Source organism: Nocardia sp. NPDC101769, assembly GCF_044766925.1.
Classification (GTDB): Bacteria; Actinomycetota; Actinomycetes; order Mycobacteriales; family Mycobacteriaceae; genus Nocardia.
Window position 1 is genome coordinate 89,505 of sequence record NZ_JBIWMX010000035.1, and the last position, 16,684, is coordinate 106,188.

General features: G+C 65.6%; 17 protein-coding genes and 1 pseudogene. 7 read left to right on the top strand and 11 right to left on the bottom strand.

Translation table 11 applies throughout. The features are described 5' to 3' along the window. Window positions 1-218: 218 nt before the first annotated feature. Window positions 219-497, top strand: coding sequence for a hypothetical protein (locus tag ACIRRA_RS37735; RefSeq protein ID WP_402778513.1), 279 nt, complete (start codon window positions 219-221; stop codon window positions 495-497). Here the strand turns inward: ACIRRA_RS37735 and ACIRRA_RS37740 are convergent. Then, window positions 494-832: an Lsr2 family protein gene (locus ACIRRA_RS37740; protein WP_402778515.1), complete on the bottom strand. Its 339-nt coding sequence runs from the start codon at window positions 830-832 to the stop codon at window positions 494-496. The genes ACIRRA_RS37735 and ACIRRA_RS37740 overlap by 4 nt on opposite strands. Window positions 833-1,834: 1,002 nt before the next feature. Here ACIRRA_RS37740 and ACIRRA_RS37745 point away from each other — a divergent pair. Continuing rightward, a complete protein-coding gene (locus tag ACIRRA_RS37745; protein ID WP_402778517.1) occupies window positions 1,835-2,059 on the top strand; it encodes a hypothetical protein in 225 nt (74 codons plus the stop codon). 642 nt (window positions 2,060-2,701) lie between these two features. Here the strand turns inward: ACIRRA_RS37745 and ACIRRA_RS37750 are convergent. Continuing rightward, window positions 2,702-4,198: an MFS transporter gene (locus ACIRRA_RS37750; protein ID WP_402778520.1), complete on the bottom strand. Its 1,497-nt coding sequence runs from the start codon at window positions 4,196-4,198 to the stop codon at window positions 2,702-2,704. A 138-nt stretch (window positions 4,199-4,336) separates the two neighbouring features. Then, a complete protein-coding gene (locus tag ACIRRA_RS37755) occupies window positions 4,337-4,582 on the bottom strand; it encodes a galactose oxidase-like domain-containing protein (RefSeq protein WP_402778562.1) in 246 nt (81 codons plus the stop codon). On the opposite strand from ACIRRA_RS37755, the gene ACIRRA_RS37760 reads away from it, so the two are divergent. Together ACIRRA_RS37760 and ACIRRA_RS37765 are read left to right on the top strand one after the other, a co-directional pair. Further along, complete coding sequence (locus ACIRRA_RS37760) at window positions 4,536-5,174, top strand: IS607 family transposase (protein WP_402778523.1); 639 nt, start codon at window positions 4,536-4,538, stop codon at window positions 5,172-5,174. The two genes, ACIRRA_RS37755 and ACIRRA_RS37760, sit on opposite strands and share 47 nt — an antisense overlap. A gap of 1,264 nt (window positions 5,175-6,438) precedes the next feature. Then, entirely contained in the window at window positions 6,439-7,461 is a 1,023-nt protein-coding gene (locus ACIRRA_RS37765; RefSeq protein ID WP_402778565.1) for a zinc ribbon domain-containing protein, read from the top strand. Here ACIRRA_RS37765 and ACIRRA_RS37770 read toward each other — a convergent pair. The 3 genes and pseudogenes from ACIRRA_RS37770 to ACIRRA_RS37780 all read right to left on the bottom strand — a co-directional run. After that, window positions 7,426-8,040: pseudogene (locus ACIRRA_RS37770) on the bottom strand (discoidin domain-containing protein); the annotation flags it as partial. The gene ACIRRA_RS37765 and the pseudogene ACIRRA_RS37770 overlap by 36 nt on opposite strands. Window positions 8,041-8,155: 115 nt before the next feature. Next, window positions 8,156-9,451 (bottom strand): MFS transporter, encoded by a 1,296-nt coding sequence (locus tag ACIRRA_RS37775; RefSeq protein ID WP_402778568.1) that lies wholly within the window; start codon window positions 9,449-9,451, stop codon window positions 8,156-8,158. Window positions 9,452-9,475: 24 nt separating this feature from the next. Beyond that, complete coding sequence (locus tag ACIRRA_RS37780) at window positions 9,476-10,048, bottom strand: hypothetical protein (RefSeq protein ID WP_402778533.1); 573 nt, start codon at window positions 10,046-10,048, stop codon at window positions 9,476-9,478. A 317-nt stretch (window positions 10,049-10,365) separates the two neighbouring features. On the opposite strand from ACIRRA_RS37780, the gene ACIRRA_RS37785 reads away from it, so the two are divergent. From ACIRRA_RS37785 to ACIRRA_RS37795, 3 genes are all read left to right on the top strand, one after another. Beyond that, window positions 10,366-10,902, top strand: coding sequence for a hypothetical protein (locus ACIRRA_RS37785; protein WP_402778536.1), 537 nt, complete (start codon window positions 10,366-10,368; stop codon window positions 10,900-10,902). 109 nt (window positions 10,903-11,011) lie between these two features. Then, complete coding sequence (locus ACIRRA_RS37790; RefSeq protein ID WP_402778539.1) at window positions 11,012-11,434, top strand: SRPBCC family protein; 423 nt, start codon at window positions 11,012-11,014, stop codon at window positions 11,432-11,434. 46 nt (window positions 11,435-11,480) lie between these two features. Beyond that, window positions 11,481-11,948 (top strand): MarR family winged helix-turn-helix transcriptional regulator, encoded by a 468-nt coding sequence (locus ACIRRA_RS37795; RefSeq protein ID WP_402778542.1) that lies wholly within the window; start codon window positions 11,481-11,483, stop codon window positions 11,946-11,948. Between the two features lie 287 nt (window positions 11,949-12,235). On the opposite strand, the gene ACIRRA_RS37800 is transcribed toward ACIRRA_RS37795, so the two are convergent. The 5 genes from ACIRRA_RS37800 to ACIRRA_RS37820 form a co-directional block, all read right to left on the bottom strand. Further along, window positions 12,236-13,834 (bottom strand): MFS transporter, encoded by a 1,599-nt coding sequence (locus ACIRRA_RS37800; protein ID WP_402778545.1) that lies wholly within the window; start codon window positions 13,832-13,834, stop codon window positions 12,236-12,238. Between the two features lie 100 nt (window positions 13,835-13,934). Continuing rightward, window positions 13,935-14,651: a TetR/AcrR family transcriptional regulator gene (locus ACIRRA_RS37805; RefSeq protein WP_402778548.1), complete on the bottom strand. Its 717-nt coding sequence runs from the start codon at window positions 14,649-14,651 to the stop codon at window positions 13,935-13,937. A gap of 179 nt (window positions 14,652-14,830) precedes the next feature. Beyond that, the gene (locus ACIRRA_RS37810; RefSeq protein ID WP_402778550.1) at window positions 14,831-14,953 is read right to left on the bottom strand and encodes a hypothetical protein; all 123 of its coding nucleotides are present in this window, start codon (window positions 14,951-14,953) and stop codon (window positions 14,831-14,833) included. Between the two features lie 9 nt (window positions 14,954-14,962). After that, window positions 14,963-15,289 (bottom strand): hypothetical protein, encoded by a 327-nt coding sequence (locus tag ACIRRA_RS37815; RefSeq protein ID WP_402778553.1) that lies wholly within the window; start codon window positions 15,287-15,289, stop codon window positions 14,963-14,965. Window positions 15,290-15,929: 640 nt separating this feature from the next. Then, window positions 15,930-16,238 (bottom strand): hypothetical protein, encoded by a 309-nt coding sequence (locus ACIRRA_RS37820; protein WP_402778556.1) that lies wholly within the window; start codon window positions 16,236-16,238, stop codon window positions 15,930-15,932. Between the last annotated feature and the right edge of the window lie 446 nt (window positions 16,239-16,684).

Sequence of the window (16,684 nt, forward strand, 5' to 3'; positions counted from 1 at the left end):
GCGCGTCCAACCGGTGAAACCGATCCGTGGTAATCCGGGCTTCGCTCTAGGGGAGGCCGCTCAGGACACCGGATCCGATTCCGAGGCTAGGCGACCCAGGCAGCCGATTCAGCCTCGTATTCCCATGGCTGGGAATAGCAATGCTTTTCCGGCAAGGATTTTCACACCGTGACCATTCCAATTTCCGACGGTAGTACGATCGTCAAACTTTTCCACGGATGAGAAATGGGCACGCCCGGCCGCTGGTGGATCCGGACTGGGGGGAGGTCATCCGACAGCATCTCACCGACCATACCGACACCGCCGCCGTCACGGGAATTACCATCTACCACGATTCACCGGTCGGATTCTTTCTGAAACTCGGCTACTACATCCAAGATCGGAGAGTGACCGACGAGGGCCGATCGCGCATCGGACGCGGACCATGCTACCCGCAGCTGACGAACCGCCTGATCGATGGCAGTAGCCCGATCCGGCGCTGTCTGGTCGGCGGCTAGTTCGTTGCCGCACGGTAGGATTCGAGCACCTCGACCGGGATGCGGCCCCGTGCCGATACCTGAAGGCCGTTGGCGCGGGCCCACTCCCGAGCCTGCGTACTTTCCTGACGGTCGGTGGTCGATCGCTGATTGACCACCGCGGGCTTGCGGCGGCTTCCGCGCACCTTGCGGGCACACAGAATCCACGGCTCGAATACCGATCGCAGTTGCTCAGCGTTCGAGTGGGAGAGGTCGATCTCGTACTCGACACCGTCGAGGGTGAAGTTGACGGTTTCGTCGGCCACCGATTCGCCGTCGAAGTCGTCGACGATGCTGACGACTACCTTTCTTGCCACGATCTTCCTCCCGGGTCTTTCCTCATCGTGAGTGCAGTACGCTCGGTCAGTTCTACACACCGGTTCCGTCGAGGCCGAGATCGGGTACGAAGACTGCGATACTGCCCATAGATCGTCTCGTCGCGGCATAGTGCATGCCCACCCGAAGATCGCGTGCAAGGAGCACGAATGACGCTTACTCGCAAAGGTTCTCGACGTATCACCGTCGACGGCGTTACCTACCGGTGGAAACTGCGGGGGAGGCCGACCTACAGCCAAGGCATTGGCTGGACACCCTGCGCGTACGCGGTCGAGCTCGCTGAATTCAATGTTTCGGTCCTAGTTGTCACAACCGATCGCACGCACCTCGGCAACTGGATCGGGCCCACCGGCTGGGAAGTTTCCGAGGTTCGAATTCTCCTGCCGTGTTACGGAAGGGGAGCCTCGAACCCCTGTGACTGATCGAGATGGAACGACGGACCGCTGGCGGTCGGCACCCAGCCTTGCGAGAGGGCGGTCCTGATCGTGTCCGCCACCTCCGCCGGGAGGATAGGACCCGAGCCGATCGGCCGATCCCGCCGGAAGGCATCGGCCGGGAACCATCTCGAGTCGCAGCGCTCCAGACGGATTCGATGGCTCGAGAAACGACCGGTCCGCGAACGCGGACCGGTCTCGGCGACGACATCGACACCGTCGTGGCACTGCCGCCGACCTTGTCGAGCTTGGTGCGCTGTTACAAGATCGCGGTTGGAGTTTCCATATCGCTCCGCTGCTCGAGGATGGCATTGCTTGGTCTCTGGGCGATTTCGATCAGAAGACGATCGCGGTGGCGCCGCACCAGACCGAGTGCAGTATTACCGTAGGCATGTTCACCCGGGAGGTCGGTTGGGCCGTCCGGCGATTGGACTCCCCACCACCCCTCTCCCCGAAATCCGGCCCGGTGTGTCCCGGGAAGCGTGGATTCAGGAGTGCGTGGACGCGCACCTGGAACCACACGCGGACGGATGTCTGACCTCCGTTCAGGTGAGTCGTGAGAGTGCCGCCGCGGGAGGTCCTCACGTCCACGTGCATCTCGGCAGCAAGACCGAGCGGCGATTCGATGATGTTCAGCATAGCGTGCTGGCGCGCGAGCGGGCGGTCCACCGCATCGTGGACGATATCGCCGACGCGCCTTCCGATATGCCGGGCCTCACCAACGGCGACGTCCTGGGAATGCATTACGGGGCGCTGTGGGACGAACGGCAGTAGAAGGAAAACCGTCTTCGCACTGGCTGTTTCGATAATAGTGAGTCGAAACGGCAGTGGCGCTGGCCTACCGACCGCTCCACGACCGCGCGGGTGGCCCTGACCCTTACACGCGCGCGGTCGTGGATCTGCGTGATCGACTGCTCATACGGTGCCACCGATCCGATTCAGCTGGTCTGCGTCTGAAACCAACCGCTAGGGGAGCGGTGAAGGCGGGTGCGGCACATGGGTGTTTGCACCCGCAGCATGCCAGCGATCGCGCGAGCAAATCGTACGATCCCCGCCGTGCGATCGGCTCGGGCATTGTTCCCCGTTGTGGGAACTGGATGCTCTCGAATCGGCAGTGAGCAGCCCGGCGGCCCCGCCTCCCAACCCCGGGGTGGTCCGAGATTCTCGTCCGGAAGGCGAGGCACATCACGACGGACACCCGATGCGATATCCGCTTTTCGCACCGGGCTTCGCGTTGCCGTCCACCGGGACCGGAGTGGGTGACCTGGTGACACGGAAGCGAAGTCGCGATCCTGGGCCGCAGGTCCGCGTAGATGCGACCCAGGCGAGCGAACTCTAGCCAGCCACTGACCAATCTCACCCTCACCCGGTTCCCAAGTGTGGGAAGAAGGTGCACATAATATCGTCACCGACGGTTCACCGATTGTCTCGCCGATCGGCGAGGTCGACGTGATGATGTTCGGTGGACGCCAGGGGTGGGGCGATGTCTTCCAGGGAGCGGCCTTCGGCGTCGACGGCGAGGGCGCGGGCGACCAGGCCGCCGCCGATCATGACTATCGCGCCGACCAGGTAGCCGATGAACAGGCGGCCGGGGTGGGTGCCGTCGCCGATGAGCGCGCCATAGATGACCGGGCCCAGGGCGCCGAAACATTGTGCGATGGCGAAGAATACGGCGATCGCCTTGGCGCGGACCTCGAGGGGGAAGATCTCGCTGACGGTGAGGTAGGCGGCGCTGGCGCCGGCGGAGGCGAAGAAGAAGATCACGCACCAGCACAGGGTTTGGGTGTAGGCATTGAGGGCTCCGAGGTCGAACAGGCAGGCGGAGATCGCGAGGGCGGCGCCGGAGAGGATGTAGGTTCCCGAGATCATGACGCGGCGGCCGAGGGTGTCGAACAGATGGCCTATTGCGAAGGGGCCGAGCAGGTTTCCTATCGCGAAGGCGATCAGGTAGATCGGCGTGGTGGCGGCGGGGACACCGTAGAAGCGGCCCAGTACCAGGGTGTAGGTGAAGAAGATGGCGTTGTAGAGAAACGATTGGCTGATCATCAAGCTCGCGCCGAGAAGGGCGCGAGAGGGATATTCGCGGAACAGGATTCGGGTCAGCGCCGCATAGCCCATACGGTCGGCGGGCTGGAGTTGCAGTGCACGGGATTCGTCGACGTCGACCAGGTCCACACCGTCGGCCCGGACCTGGTCCTCGATCGCACGGATCGTGGCCTCGGCCTCGGCAGCGTGGCCGTGCATGATCTGCCAGCGTGGGCTTTCCGGCAGGTCGCGGCGCACCAGCAGGATCACCAGCCCGAGTACCGGGCCGGCCAAGAAGCCCAGACGCCAGCCCACGGACAGATTCACGTACTCGAGCAGTACATACGTTCCCAATGTGCCGAGAATCGCTCCGGCCCAATAGGTTCCGTTTACGGCAATATCCACGCGGCCGCGGTGACGCGCAGGGATCAATTCGTCGATGGCCGAGTTGATCGCCGCGTACTCGCCACCGATGCCGGTCCCGGCCACGAAGCGCGTGAGGTAGAGGAACGCGAGCCAGCCTGGCCCGGATCCCAGTGTCAGCGCGGTGAGTCCGCTGCCGAGCAGGTAGACGGCGAGGGTGATGACGAACAGTTTGCGGCGGCCGAGGCGATCGGAGAGATTGCCGAACAACAGTGCGCCGAAGACTTCACCGGCGAGGTAGATGGTCGCGACCAGGCCGACCGCGGCGGACGAGAGGTGCAGCGTCTCCGGCTTGGTGAGCGTATCGGCGACCGCTCCGGCCACGGTGATCTCAAGCCCGTCGAGAACCCATGCCACGCCGAGGGCGATGACTATCCGGGTGTGGAATCGCGACCAGGGCAATCGGTCGATACGCGCCGGTATCGTCGTTCGGACCGCACCGGCCACGCCGGTCTTCTCTGCCATGTCAACTCCCGAGCTACGCCCTCGATGCCCCGGACACAGTGGCCGCGAACCCCGGCCGCCGCCCGCCCCGATCCCCTGCTGATGTTTCGAGCGTAGGCCGTCCCCAGCGCTGGGAGGCTCGAGCCGACACGAAACCCGTTACCTCCCTGATGGATTCATATGCACAAGGCGGCATCCCCGGAGCCATTCGCATTTCAGCAGTTGATAGGCCGTGCCGGAGGTGCCAGTAACGGTCAGGGGGATCCTGCGCTGGTCGTTGTCGATGGTGTGGGTGGCGGCACCGGCCCGGACGAGGCTAACAGGAATTCTTAGTGATCCTGTTGTATCCTCAAGGATTGTGGCAGAGTTTCTGCGGTTGGCTCGGGCGGCGCAGCGGTTGGGGATTCATCCTCAGACGCTGCGGTTGTGGGCTGATACCGGCAAGATTCCGGTGACGTGGGTGGGGCGCGAGCGGCGGTTCGCGGCGGCCGATGTCGAGGCGATGCGCGTAGTTCCCGAGGGTGGCGGTGCGCCGCGGGTCCGGTTGGAGGGCTTGTATGTGCGGGTGTCGGGGTCGAGCGGGCAGGAGTCTTCGGTGGCCGCGCAGGAGGCGGAGTTGCGGGCTACCGCGACCGGTGAGGTGGTGGGGGTGTTCAAGGATCGCGCCTCGGGGTTGCGGGAGAACCGTCCGGGGTTGAACCGGTTGTTGGCGGCGGTGGCCGATGGGTCGGTGACGGTGGTGCGGGTGACGCATGAGGATCGGTTGGCGCGGTTCGGGGTCGGCTGGCTGACCCGGCTGTTTCAGGTGTACGGGGCCGAGTTGGAGGTGTTGCATCCGAAGCGTTCTGGTGGGCGTGAGGAGTTGCTCGAGGATTTCGTGTCGCTGGTGACGACGTTCGCGGGTCGCTTGTACGGGATGCGGTCGGCTGCGGCGCGGGCGAGGTTGCTGGCCGAGTCCGGGCAATGCCCGGCCGGGGCGGTGCCCGATGGCGCGTAAGTCGAAGCCTGTTCCCGAGCAAGGGGAAACGACGCGGACGGCGGCGGCTCGGATACCGGTGCGGTGGGGCATCGACGATGTGAGCGGAGAAGTTCTCGCGGCCAAGAGACTGGCCGAACGGATCTCGTGGTGTGTGGATCTGGTCGCGGACATGGCAACTCGCCTGCTGGCCGAGCATTGGAACGCCGCCGATGTCGCGGTGTTGGCTGCCGGGACCGATGCGGCGGGCAAGGCGTTGCCGTCGAGTGCGTGGATGGCGTTGCGGCGGCTGGAGTGGGCGGTGAAACCCGGTGCGGTGGTCAACGATCGGATCGTGCGCATGGCCCAGGAACAGGCCGGGCGCACGCTGCGCTCGGCGCACTGGCGGGCGCAGGTGACCGCCGCGATCCTCGTGACCTGGCCCGCCGACCCCGGCAAACGCACTCTCGAGGAATGGGACGCGGTGCGGGCCGCGATCGATGGTGGCGAGCATCTGCCCTCGAGCGTGATCGGTGCCAAGACCCGCCAGATCACCAAATTCGTTCGCGCTCACGGGCATCTGCCCGGTGACGTGTTCGACCTCGAGGACATCCCGCGCGTGGCGCGGCTGTTGGTGTTGGCGGCCGTGGACCGGCAGCAGGCCAGCATCGAACGCGTCGACGGCGAATCGGGGCGGGCGCTGCTACGCCTGCAGCTGCCGATGCGACCGGACCCGACCGGCTACAGGGATTGGTCGTGGGTCGCGATCCCGATCCTGTTGCCGCCCACCATCCCTCATGCTGCGGCCCTGCACCTGCCCACGATCCGCTGCCACGAAGGACAACCCTGGCTGGACCTGTCGTTCACCCAGATCGTCCCCCAACCCGTCCGGACCGGTCACTGTGTCGCTCTCGGAGTGGACTGGGGCTTGAACACCCTGCTCTCGGCCGGCGCGGTGACCCGAAACCCGGACGGCACCATCACCGCCCGCGGCGGCGGAGCCCAGTACCGGGCCGCCGGGGTGCTGGCCAAACAACATCGTCTGCGCCGCCTCGGCGAGGCTCTGCATGCCAAACACGAGCACTACACCCGCCTGATCGGCGACCGACCTGACCATCCCCTCGCCGGGAAACGAGACCAGCTCGATGTCGAGATCGGTCGCGTCGCGGCCCGCCGTTCGAACCTCAACGACGCCCTGGCGTGGTCGGCGGCACGGTGGGCCGTGGATCAAGCCATAACCGCCGATGCGACCGTCATCTACCTCGAAGACTTGCGGTCGATGGAAGCGCGCGGGATGGGCCGCACCATGAACACTCGGTTGTCCCAACAGGTTAGGGGCAAGATCGCCGACCGCATCCGCCACCTGGCCGCCGAGGTCGGGATCGCGGTGGTGACCGTCCCGGCCCGCAACACCTCCAAACAGTGTCCGGCATGCCTGACACCGCTCCGGCACCGCAAGGCCCCCGACCGGGTCACCGAACCCGGCTGGAAATGGGCGATCTGCCCCAACCCCGACTGCGGGTGGCATGGCGACCGTGACACTGGCGCCTGGCAGCGCATCGCCGCCCGCGGGCTGACCCACCAGTCCAGATCCGTCACCGACCGTGCCACACCGACATTCATCGTCCGCGCCGTCGACGACACCCTCGAAGCTCACGCGGTCGTCACTGGCCGCGTGTCCCGGAACCGGTCCAAGACCGGTCCCACCAACACCCGCCCCGCGCCCAGGCGACGCGGGGTTCCCTCCCCCAGCCGGTCTCGGATGGGTCAGCGTCCGGAGGGACGTGTCTCCACGGACCGGTGCCTGCCGCGTGCGGCACACCGGAACCAGGACATGAATGCGATCAGCTGTGAACCCGTCACCCGGCATCAGCCGGGCGGAGCGGCACTCGGTGCGGGATTCCACCGCAACGCCCACGCCACCCCACCCCGATGGGAACCGACCCTCCACGACCCCACCACAACCGTGGGATCACACAGGATCACACAGCCGATCAGAGACGCTGAATCAACTCACTGGCCGGTCGGTGGTGACGGCGATACCGGCACCCGGTTCCGTTGCTGTAGGCGCGGCAACGATGGAGGGCCGAGAGCGCGCAGATCCATCGGCGTTGAGAAGGTAAGCAGGGGTATAGATTTGGCCATCGAAGTGGTTTGTTCCGCACACCGCGCACAACCCGCCACCGCCCACGAAGACGCGGCCGTCGCTCAGCGCTGTCATGGCTTGGTACCCACGGGGAATGGTCAGCGGAGAGGCGTGCTGCCACACGTCGTGAGCGGGATCGTAGATGCTGGTCTGACCGGGGTCGCTGCCGCCGGTGACGAGTAGGCGACCGTCGGGCAGCCTGGCGGTACCGGGGCAGAACATCTCGTGGGCGGTGTCGGACATGCGCTGCTGGTTGATGACGCCGGTATTCGGACCGAGGGTCGCGGTCATGGTGAAGCCGCGACCGGTGCCGTAGGCGTCGGGGGCGTACGCGGACCAGGTGAGGATCTCCGTCGGGCAGCACGGCCGAAGCGACGGGAACGATCGGAAACGGGATGAGCGGGCCCCAACTGCCGCCGACGGCTCGATTGGCCGCCCCTGCACCCGGATTTCGGCCGCGGCCGCGACCGGGGCGCGGTTACCGGCCTCGGTCAACGCGGTCAGCCGCACGTAGCGGGCCATGATCGATTGGAACGCAGCGCTTTTGCGGTTCACGTCGTCCTGCCATGTCCCTGCCACGACGTCGGTGAATACTTTTCCGTCGGTGCTGACCGCCACGGTATAACCGCCGATGCGTCCAACCGGATTGCCGTCTTGACGCGGCAGATCCTCCGCCGAGCCGACGGAGGTAGGCCCACCGCCGAGGACGAACCCGGTGGAAGCGACCACAACGTCTACGGTCACGAGCACGCCAAAACGCATGCGGCGTGTATGGCTCGGCGGGTGAGCCTCAGCTTCGGAGCAGAATCCCCACGAATGGGAAACCCCGGCGCTGAGCCGGTCCGGTCGGACCGTGCCGCACGCACCGACAAACACCTCACTGGTCAGGAATTCGATTCTGTCGGGACACCTGGGCGATCCAGGTGGTTGAACGCGGCGCGGCCGGGGGTGGCACACCAGGTGCGGAACGGGCCTCGGGCAGCCGCCGCGCGCTGCGGGCCATGACGACCATGCCGAGGAGGATCACCCACCCCGTGGTGGAGACGCCGAGTGTCGAGAGCAGGATACCGGCGAGCAGTGATCCCGCGGCCGTGCCGCCGTGGCTGATGAGTTTGGTGGCGGCGAAGATTCGGCCGACGAGGTCCTCGGGGAAGGCGCGCAGCCGATGCAGGGCCAGCGCGACGTTCCCGATAGGGGCGACGAAGCCCATCCCCATCCAGCACAGCGCGAGCACTGCCGGGCTCGCGTCGACCGCCATGGGGAGGCTGAGCACGACCCACGCCCACACCATGGCGGTGAGCAGGGCCCGCGGCGCGAAACGAGTGGCGAGCGCTGCGGCGGGGGCGGCTCCGAGTAGACCGCCCAACCCCGTGGCCCCCAGCACTACGCCGATCGTCCAGGTCGAGTGGCCGCCCTGCCTGATCTCCACCGTCATCGAGAGGATGAGGATCTGAAAGATCGCGTTGGTGATTCCGAGGATCACCGTCGCGCCCCGTACGAAGGGTTCGGACCACAGGCTGCGGACTCCCGCCCACGCCTGGTTCCAATCCCAGACGCGGATGTCGTTGCGGGCGCGTATGTTCGGGCTTCCCTTGATTCGCGCGCGGATTCTCGACAGGGTCCACAGGCAGTACAGGTAGGAGGCCGCGTTCGCCAGGAACGGCAGGGTACGGGCGATGCTGAGGGTCGCCGCTCCGATGAGCCTGCCGATCATATTCGCTATGGGCTGCTCGGCCTCGAGGAACGCGAGCGCGGTCGGGCGTTCCTCGGCGGTGACGACATCGCGGACCAGGCCCAGTTCGCTGGTGTTGAAGAAAACGTAGGCGGCGCCCTCGATGAACGCGGCCGCGGCCAGCAGCACCGGCAGGCCCGGTGGCCGCTCGGCGACGATGAATGCGGCGAGCAGCGTCGCCGCCAGACCCGAACGCTGACACATGACCAGGACTCGCCGTCGATCCCACGTGTCAGCCACAACTCCCGCCGGTACCTCGAACAACAGGCTGGGCAGCATGGTCGCGAAGGACACGACACTGGCCGCGACCGGTGAACCCGTCAGGATCAATGCCAGCAGGGGGTAGGCGATTCGCACACCGTGCAGACCGACGTGGGAGACCGCATTGCCGGACCACAACAACAGGAAGTTCTTGTTGTCGAAGATGTTCGAACCCTGCATCACGAATCGATTTCGCTCGCGCCGTCAGAGAAACTTGCCGATGAACGCGAGGATCTCGCGTAATCCATTGCGCCACGCGGTGATCACCGCGAGCGCTGCGCATCCGAAGGCCACACCGGCCGAGCTGAACGCCCAGGAGGTCAATCCGGCTGTGCTCAGCGGGACATTCTTTCCGGGCCACGGGTAGGAGCCCGTCCCTCGCAGGGCACTGATCGCCAGCCCCACCTGCGGGCCCCAATCGTTGCCTATGCCCATCGCTGCCTGCACCTTCGGCAGGTTGGTGTCGAGGTTGAGAATGACCACGAGCACCAGGATCGCGACCACTACAGAAGCGACGGCCGTGACACCACCGGCCAGGTCACTGCGATTGGTGATCGCTTGAATCGCCCCGACGACGACCACGAAGATGGCGACGCTGATGAAGATCGCCCAGCCGCCACTGATCTTCACACCTGGGGGCGCGGCCTGCGACCACAGATTCAGGTGGCTGGTGGTGTGGGTGAACTGACCGAAGGCATTGACCGTTCCCTTCCCGTCCCAACCCGAGGCCTTCAGCCAGGGCTGGAACATCATGAAGAACAGGATCGAATTCCCCACCGCTGTCAGGCCGTACGGCCAGACACCCCTGAGTGGGCGCGCGGTTGGCGGCTGGGGATCGGGGCTGGCAGAACTGCTGGCGGGCTGGGAAGGTGTCGGTTGCACCATCAAAACAGGCTACAAACAGTCGATTCGGGGGTATTGCCAATGCTGGGCAGGGCCACCGGCTCCGGGAAAGCCGAGTTCACCACGCAGGTATGGCATCCGGGAATGCTCGAGGACCTGGACGACATCGTCACCCTCGACGGCGCGAGATTCCGTTCCGGGAGGCGATTCCGGCCGATGCGTCCGCCCTTCGTGACGCCCTGTTGCGGGGGATGCGGGCGTCGCTCGAGCGGTTGCCGCGCGGCGAGGGCGGCGTCGAATGGGTGCGGGGTGTCATCGAGGACATGCGGCCGCGCCATCTGGCGAACTTTCGACGATTCCTCGACGACATAGCGCAGGGAAACGGTCGCCGTAAGATCTTCGTCGCCATGGATGGCAAGGGGGAACTGGCCGGTTTCACGCAGCTCGACGTCTGCGCCGACGCGGGAGGTGGCGTTTACGGCCAAATGGAGGCGTGGGTCACCGAGCCGCAATACTCTTCCCGCGCAACTCGATACGTCGGCCGCAGCCTGGCCTCCAGCTTGATGGACGCAGCCAAGCTGTACGCGGTCGCATCGGGCGCGCATCGACTGGAATCCAACACGACCAAGGGCCTTTCCTCAGAGGCCGCACACCTGCGGCAGGGCTACGAGCCGAGGCCGGGCCTGTATCCGACGCCGGCCCTGTGGCTGGAGAACGGTGGCAGGCCGGATGTGGGCGCCCAGATGATGCTCACCTGGACCATCCCCTCAATCTCGGCGGTTCACTAGCGCCGGATTTCGGCCGGATGCGCCACTACCCCCGACCCTCGAAGTCGCTCGAGAAGCCGATCGAAGATCAGGGGTTGACGAAGAAGTAATAAGCGCGCATACTAATTGCATGACGTTGATCGCTGAAGCCTCCGCCACCTCGACCGCCACCCCCGCCGCCTTCTTCGCCAAGTGGGCCGACATGGGCACGTGGCAGGAGTGGAACCAGGACACCGAGTGGGCCAGGCTCGATGGGAAGTTCGAGCAGGGCGCGACCGGCACCCTCAAGCCCAAGGGCGGCCCCAAGACCAAGTTCGTCGTCACCAAGCTCACCGACACCGAATTCATCGACTCGTCCAAGCTGATCGGCGCGCGGCTGATCTTCGCCCACCAGGTCATCACCGACGGTGAGCGCACCACCGTGAAGGTCCGCATCACCATGGAGGGCCCGCTGCGCGGCCTCTGGAACAAGATCATGGGCGGCAATCTCGCCAAGACCCTGCAGGGCGATGTCGAGGCGCTGGTCGCGGCCGCCGAGGCGGTGCTGGTATGAGCAGCCGGTACTGGCTCCCCGTCATCTCTCGCGACATGGTCGGCCAATGGCGGTTGAAGAAGTAGCTCGCACCGAATTCGAGCATGCCGACGAAAGCCCCGGTCTATTGCTGTGGCAGGTGACCAACCGATGGCAGGCCGCACACCGCGCGGCGCTGACCCCTTACGGCCTCACACATGTCCAGTTCGTCCTGCTCGCCTCCCTGACCTGGCTCACCAGCCGGTCAGGCGAGCCGGTCACCCAGCGCGACCTCGCCGACCACGCCGCCACCGACCCCATGATGACCTCCCAGGTGCTGCGCACCCTGGAACACAAGGGCCTGCTGGAACGGCGCGACCACCCCACCGACCGCCGCGCCAAATCCCTGATCCCCACCGAATCCGGTGCGGCCCTGGTCAATCGGGCCATCGGCGCCGTCGAAACCTGCGACCGCGAATTCTTCGCCCCCCTCGGCGACCGCACCCCCCGCTTCACCGACTCCCTGCATCGGCTCCGCGATCGCGGCTCCGGCTGAACCGTCTCACGCAGGACGCGAGTGGGCGGGGCCCGAACCACTGCGCCACTGTCTTCTGCTCAGGTTTCAGAAGCTGGTTATGCCATTGACTGCGATGCTCGGTTCGGCGGGGCGTGAGTCGAAAGCCACTGCCGGAACCGTCTCTGGATGGTGGACGGAAGGGGCGGCGCGGCGGGAAGGGCCGCAAAAGGCCTGGCGTGCACCGACAGTGGTCACAGGACGGAGTGCCGGGGCCGGTGCCCCGGCAACCGTCGTGGACCGACGATGCCGGGGTCGGTTCGGCCGGGTCAATCGTGTCCCGGAAGCCCCGCTTCTGCCGGCGCTGCGCTCCGGCGGGGTAGAAACAGCAAGGTGAGGATCGCGCCGACGATCAGCACACCGAGGCAGGTGAAGACCGCCTGAGTCATGCCGTGTGTGTAGGCGTGGTCGGCGGCGTGCATGAGCGCCGTGCCGAGCCTGGCGGGCAGGGTATCGGCGACCGCGTGCGCTCCGGCAACGTTTTCCTCGACTGCTGCTGCGGCGTCGTTGGGCAACCCGACGCGGATGTCGCCGAGCCTGGATCGGTACTCATCGTTGAGGACACTGCCCAGCACCGCGGTACCCAGCACAACCCCGATGCTCTGCAGGGTGCGGGACAAGGCATTCCCCATCCCGGCCTGATGTTCGGAGAGGGTGCTCAGCACCGTATCCGCCGCGAGCGGCAGACCCAGCCCCAGACCCACGCCGAATAGCGCCAATCCGAGGGCCACGATGCCGTATCCACTGCCCACGTGCACCTGAGCGAGCACGAGCAGACCGCAGGCGCCGATCGTCATACTGGCCGGAATCACGTACTTCACACCGATTTTCGCGCCGAACGTCTCACCCAGGCCCGCACCGGCCAGCATCGCACCGATCATCGGCAGCAATCGCAGCCCGGTGCCCTGCGCATCGCTGCCCTGCACGATCTGCAGGAACGGCGTGAGCAGGAACAGCACACCAGCCATCGCGAAACTGATGACGGCGAAAGCAATAGTGCCCCAGGTGAATAGGCGATTACTGAAGAGCTTCAAGTCGATCAGGGGGGACGCGGTGCGGCGCTGCCGATACAGGAATGCGGCCACCAGGACCACTCCGGCGAGCAACGAGCCGAGCACCGGCCCGTTCCAACCATCGATCGGCTCTTGGATGATCGCGTAGGTCATCGCGACAATTCCGGCTCCCGACAGCACCGCCCCCGGCCAGTCCAGGCGCGGATTGGCCGGATTCCGGCTCTCGGGCACGAACAACCGGACGCCGATGAGGGTCAGCACCACGACCGGCGCATTGATCAGGAAGATCCAGCCCCAGGAGAAGTGCTCGAGCATCCAGCCCGCCAACAGCGGACCGGTGGGCAGCGCCACCACCGCACCGACGGTGGTGACCGTGACCGCGCGCCGTCGATCCGCGTCGGCGGGGAAAAGCACCGGCAGAATGGCCATGCCCATCGGCATGATCACCGCCGCACCGGCACCCATCAGCGCACGCATCGCGATCAACCCGCCGGCGGTGTCGACCAGGCTCGCCCCGGCCGAGGCGACACCGAAGAGGACCAGGCCCGCCAGAAGCGTCCTGCGGCGGCCGAACTTGTCGCCCAGCGTGCCCATCGGCAGCAGCAGTCCGGCCCAGACCAGGTTGTAGGCCGTTGTGATCCATTGCAGCTGGCTGGTGGACGCCGCGAGCTTGGTCGACAGTGTCGGCAACGCGGTGATCAAGATATTGCTGTCCAGGCCGACGACCAGGAAACTCAGGGTCAGCGCGGCCAGGCCCCACCAGCGGGCCGCCGATCGCAGAGACTTCGGTGACGCGGACCTCGCCGGTGATTCGATAGTTGTCCGATCCGACAGCGCGGACCTAGGGTTGGACACGGTTGGCTCCTTTCAGCCAATCACACATCCCCCTGGGTCGGGCCTGTCTTGCCGGACTCCCGGTCCCAGGGGGTATTTCGCCCCAGCAGTTGGGGCAAACTCAATGGGCGCCGGGCACCTCGGCGTGCTGACTCGCGGCGATGGCCCGGAAGAGTTCGATGACCTGGACGCTCAGTGCCTGGACCGCTCGAACTGGTGGCGGCGTGTCGTTCTCCAACGTGCGGCGCAGCACGTAGGCCAGCAGGCCGGCCCGCTCGTCGAGCGACAGTCCGGTGTGCTCGGGGGATTCCGTCGCCGCGAAGAAGCCTCGGATGACACCGTCGAGAATGCATCCCGCTTCATCGACGCCCAGGTCCGCCCGCAGCAGGCCTTGATCACGAACCATCTCGAAGTAGTTCTTATTGCCCGCCAATTCCTGCTGGGCCGCGGCAACAGCCTCGTCCTGTGCGAGCGTTCCCAGTATCTCGACATCGGAGAGCAGCAGCGCCTTGACCAGCGGCCGGTGCGATACCTCGAGGAATATCGCGGTCATCAGCCGGTGCGGCAGTGCCAGCTCCGCATCATCGGACAGCTCGGTGATCAGCCGATCCATCAGCCGTCCGGTCTCGCGCTGAAGAACCGCCCACAGCAACGCTTCCCTGGTTCTCCAGTGCAGATAGATCGTTCCCTTGCCGATCCCTGCGCGCTTGGCCACATCGTCGACGGTGACCCGGCGGTAGCCGTGCACCTGCAACAGCTCGGCGGTGACATCGAGGATCCGCTCGGCGCGCGCCTGCCGCGCGTCGGAACCCGCTCGGAGGCGTTGTACATCACGCATGTTCTGACTATATGACCAGATTCCAATTTTGGTCAACTAGTTCTATCCGGGGGTAGTGGCTCAACCGGCCGGAATCCGGCGCTAACGCAGTGACGCCCCAGGCGTAGGCCCGGGGCATCACGAAAATGGTTGTGACTATGTCTATTTCTTGCCGGATCCGCCGCCGCTGTTGGCATTATTCAGGGAGTGGTGCTGGCCGAGTTGCCCCACCGGGCCCAATGCCCGAGCGTGGTGCCGGTCTTGCCGACTCCGAAGCGGAGTCGTTCGTCTTCGTGGGCGAGGTCCAGACGTTCGCCGCTCACCGCGGGTGCTTATGCGGTTTCGGGCAGGCTGGACAGGACCCGGACCACATCGGCGAACCGGATCATGCGATTGGGGTCCTCGGCGGCCAGACCCATCTCGATGTACTGGCGGATCAGCATGCTCGCGGTGATGCAGTGCTCGGCGGCGGTCGCCTTGACGCGTTGCCGCAGTTCGGCGGGCAGCTTCACGGAGGTGGTGACCATGCCGGTTTCGATCTCGTCGGCGGTCGGCGGCAGCTCCGGGACGGGGGCGGTGTCGTCGAAGGTCAGGCCGTTGAGGAATGCTGCGGCGTCCTCGTCGTTGCGCGGGTAGCCCTGGTTGGTCGGGTCGCTCATTGGTTGGCCTCCCATGCGTTGTACTCGGTGAGCTGGTGTTCCCTCATCGGGGTCCCGGTAGTAATCGCGCGAAATACAACGAAATGGCCTGGAACAGCGGTGATGTCGGATTTTGGGCGTTCGGTTTCACTGCTGGACAACGGTCGGGTTGGCCGCACGCGAGCGTCAGGTCGCACCGCGAACACGCCCACGACTTCGGCCTTGAACGAGTTGTAGCCGAGCGAGGCGTGCTCGATCAGCAGGAAGACGCTGGCCGCAGCGGGCGGTGCGGGCCGACAAGGGCGATAGAGCTCACAGCCCCGAGCAGGATGCGGCGTATCGAGGGAAGGTAGGTGGTTGGCGGCGCATCCGCATCTCCGACGGTGACGCGAGCACACGCTAGGGCAGCAGAGCAGTCCCCTGGATGACGCCCCGCCGCAGCCACCACAGGGCGAATCCGCATCCCAACAGACATCCGCACTTACGAATCCCGCGCGCGCACGATTCTCGCTCGGAAGACCGCAGGTCACCGCGACCCGTTACTGGCATTCCGGTGACGAGAGCTACTGACATTCGATGACGAATCTGCAGGTCAGAGCACTGACGTCGGGATGGCGAATCGCACTCGCACACACGCAGATGTGACTGATCGCCATATCTGTCACTTGTGCAGGGTTTCTGTCACCGAGCAACGAAGCCGCGCGCACCGCCAGCGTCTGCAGAGCTGGACGACGCACGATGCGAAGACGACGCTGGAGATGTGGACGACCGTCGCGGTGCGCAACTCGCCGACATCGCCGCGCACCTGGAACAGGCGCTGGCGACAGCCCGGGCCGGCCGTGCCCACGAAGTCGCTCAGCACCACGATGTATCTCAGCTCGATCTGTGCATCCAGGAGCTGGAACAGATCGTCGAGCAGGCGCAGGACCTCGTAGTATTCCGCCGCGTCTGGCGCGTTGTCGAGCGCCACGGCCGAGGACCATACCCCGTCGAAGACCTCGCCCTGTTCGCCGAAACCGACCTCGCCACTCTCGGACGGGTCATCGCAGGAATGATCCAGCGGGGCATCGTAAACACGGATGGAACAGACCCCGACACCGGACTTCCGATCGACGAACCCTGACCGGTGACATCCAGGTTGGAAATCTGGTGACAGATACCGTGATCAGCCCCGCATCAACCCCAGCTCGGACGTCATCCCCGGCGACAGATATGACGATCGGTCACAGCAGACCAGACGATGTCAATCTGAATTGACGTGCTCAGTTCTCCCGATCAGTTCAGGTCGGCGTCCGATCGGCGGCGTCGCTGCTCATCTTGTGGGTGCGGAGGTTCTCCATCATTCGGGCGTATCGGATACCCTCGTGGTAGTCTCGTAACATCCGAGGGTAGTCTCGACCGGGTGCCCGTAAAGCT

Excerpts from the sequence above, each read along its gene's own strand:
- ACIRRA_RS37795 (WP_402778542.1), top strand. The coding sequence starts at position 11,481 with ATGGCGGTTGAAGAAGTAGCTCGCACCGAATTCGAGCATGCCGACGAA.
- ACIRRA_RS37805 (WP_402778548.1), bottom strand. The coding sequence starts at position 14,651 with ATGCGTGATGTACAACGCCTCCGAGCGGGTTCCGACGCGCGGCAGGCG.
- ACIRRA_RS37790 (WP_402778539.1), top strand. The coding sequence starts at position 11,012 with ATGACGTTGATCGCTGAAGCCTCCGCCACCTCGACCGCCACCCCCGCC.
- ACIRRA_RS37765 (WP_402778565.1), top strand. The coding sequence starts at position 6,439 with ATGAACACTCGGTTGTCCCAACAGGTTAGGGGCAAGATCGCCGACCGC.
- ACIRRA_RS37815 (WP_402778553.1), bottom strand. The coding sequence starts at position 15,289 with ATGAGCGACCCGACCAACCAGGGCTACCCGCGCAACGACGAGGACGCC.
- ACIRRA_RS37785 (WP_402778536.1), top strand. The coding sequence starts at position 10,366 with ATGCGGGCGTCGCTCGAGCGGTTGCCGCGCGGCGAGGGCGGCGTCGAA.
- ACIRRA_RS37775 (WP_402778568.1), bottom strand. The coding sequence starts at position 9,451 with ATGCAGGGTTCGAACATCTTCGACAACAAGAACTTCCTGTTGTTGTGG.
- ACIRRA_RS37750 (WP_402778520.1), bottom strand. The coding sequence starts at position 4,198 with ATGGCAGAGAAGACCGGCGTGGCCGGTGCGGTCCGAACGACGATACCG.
- ACIRRA_RS37735 (WP_402778513.1), top strand. The coding sequence starts at position 219 with ATGAGAAATGGGCACGCCCGGCCGCTGGTGGATCCGGACTGGGGGGAG.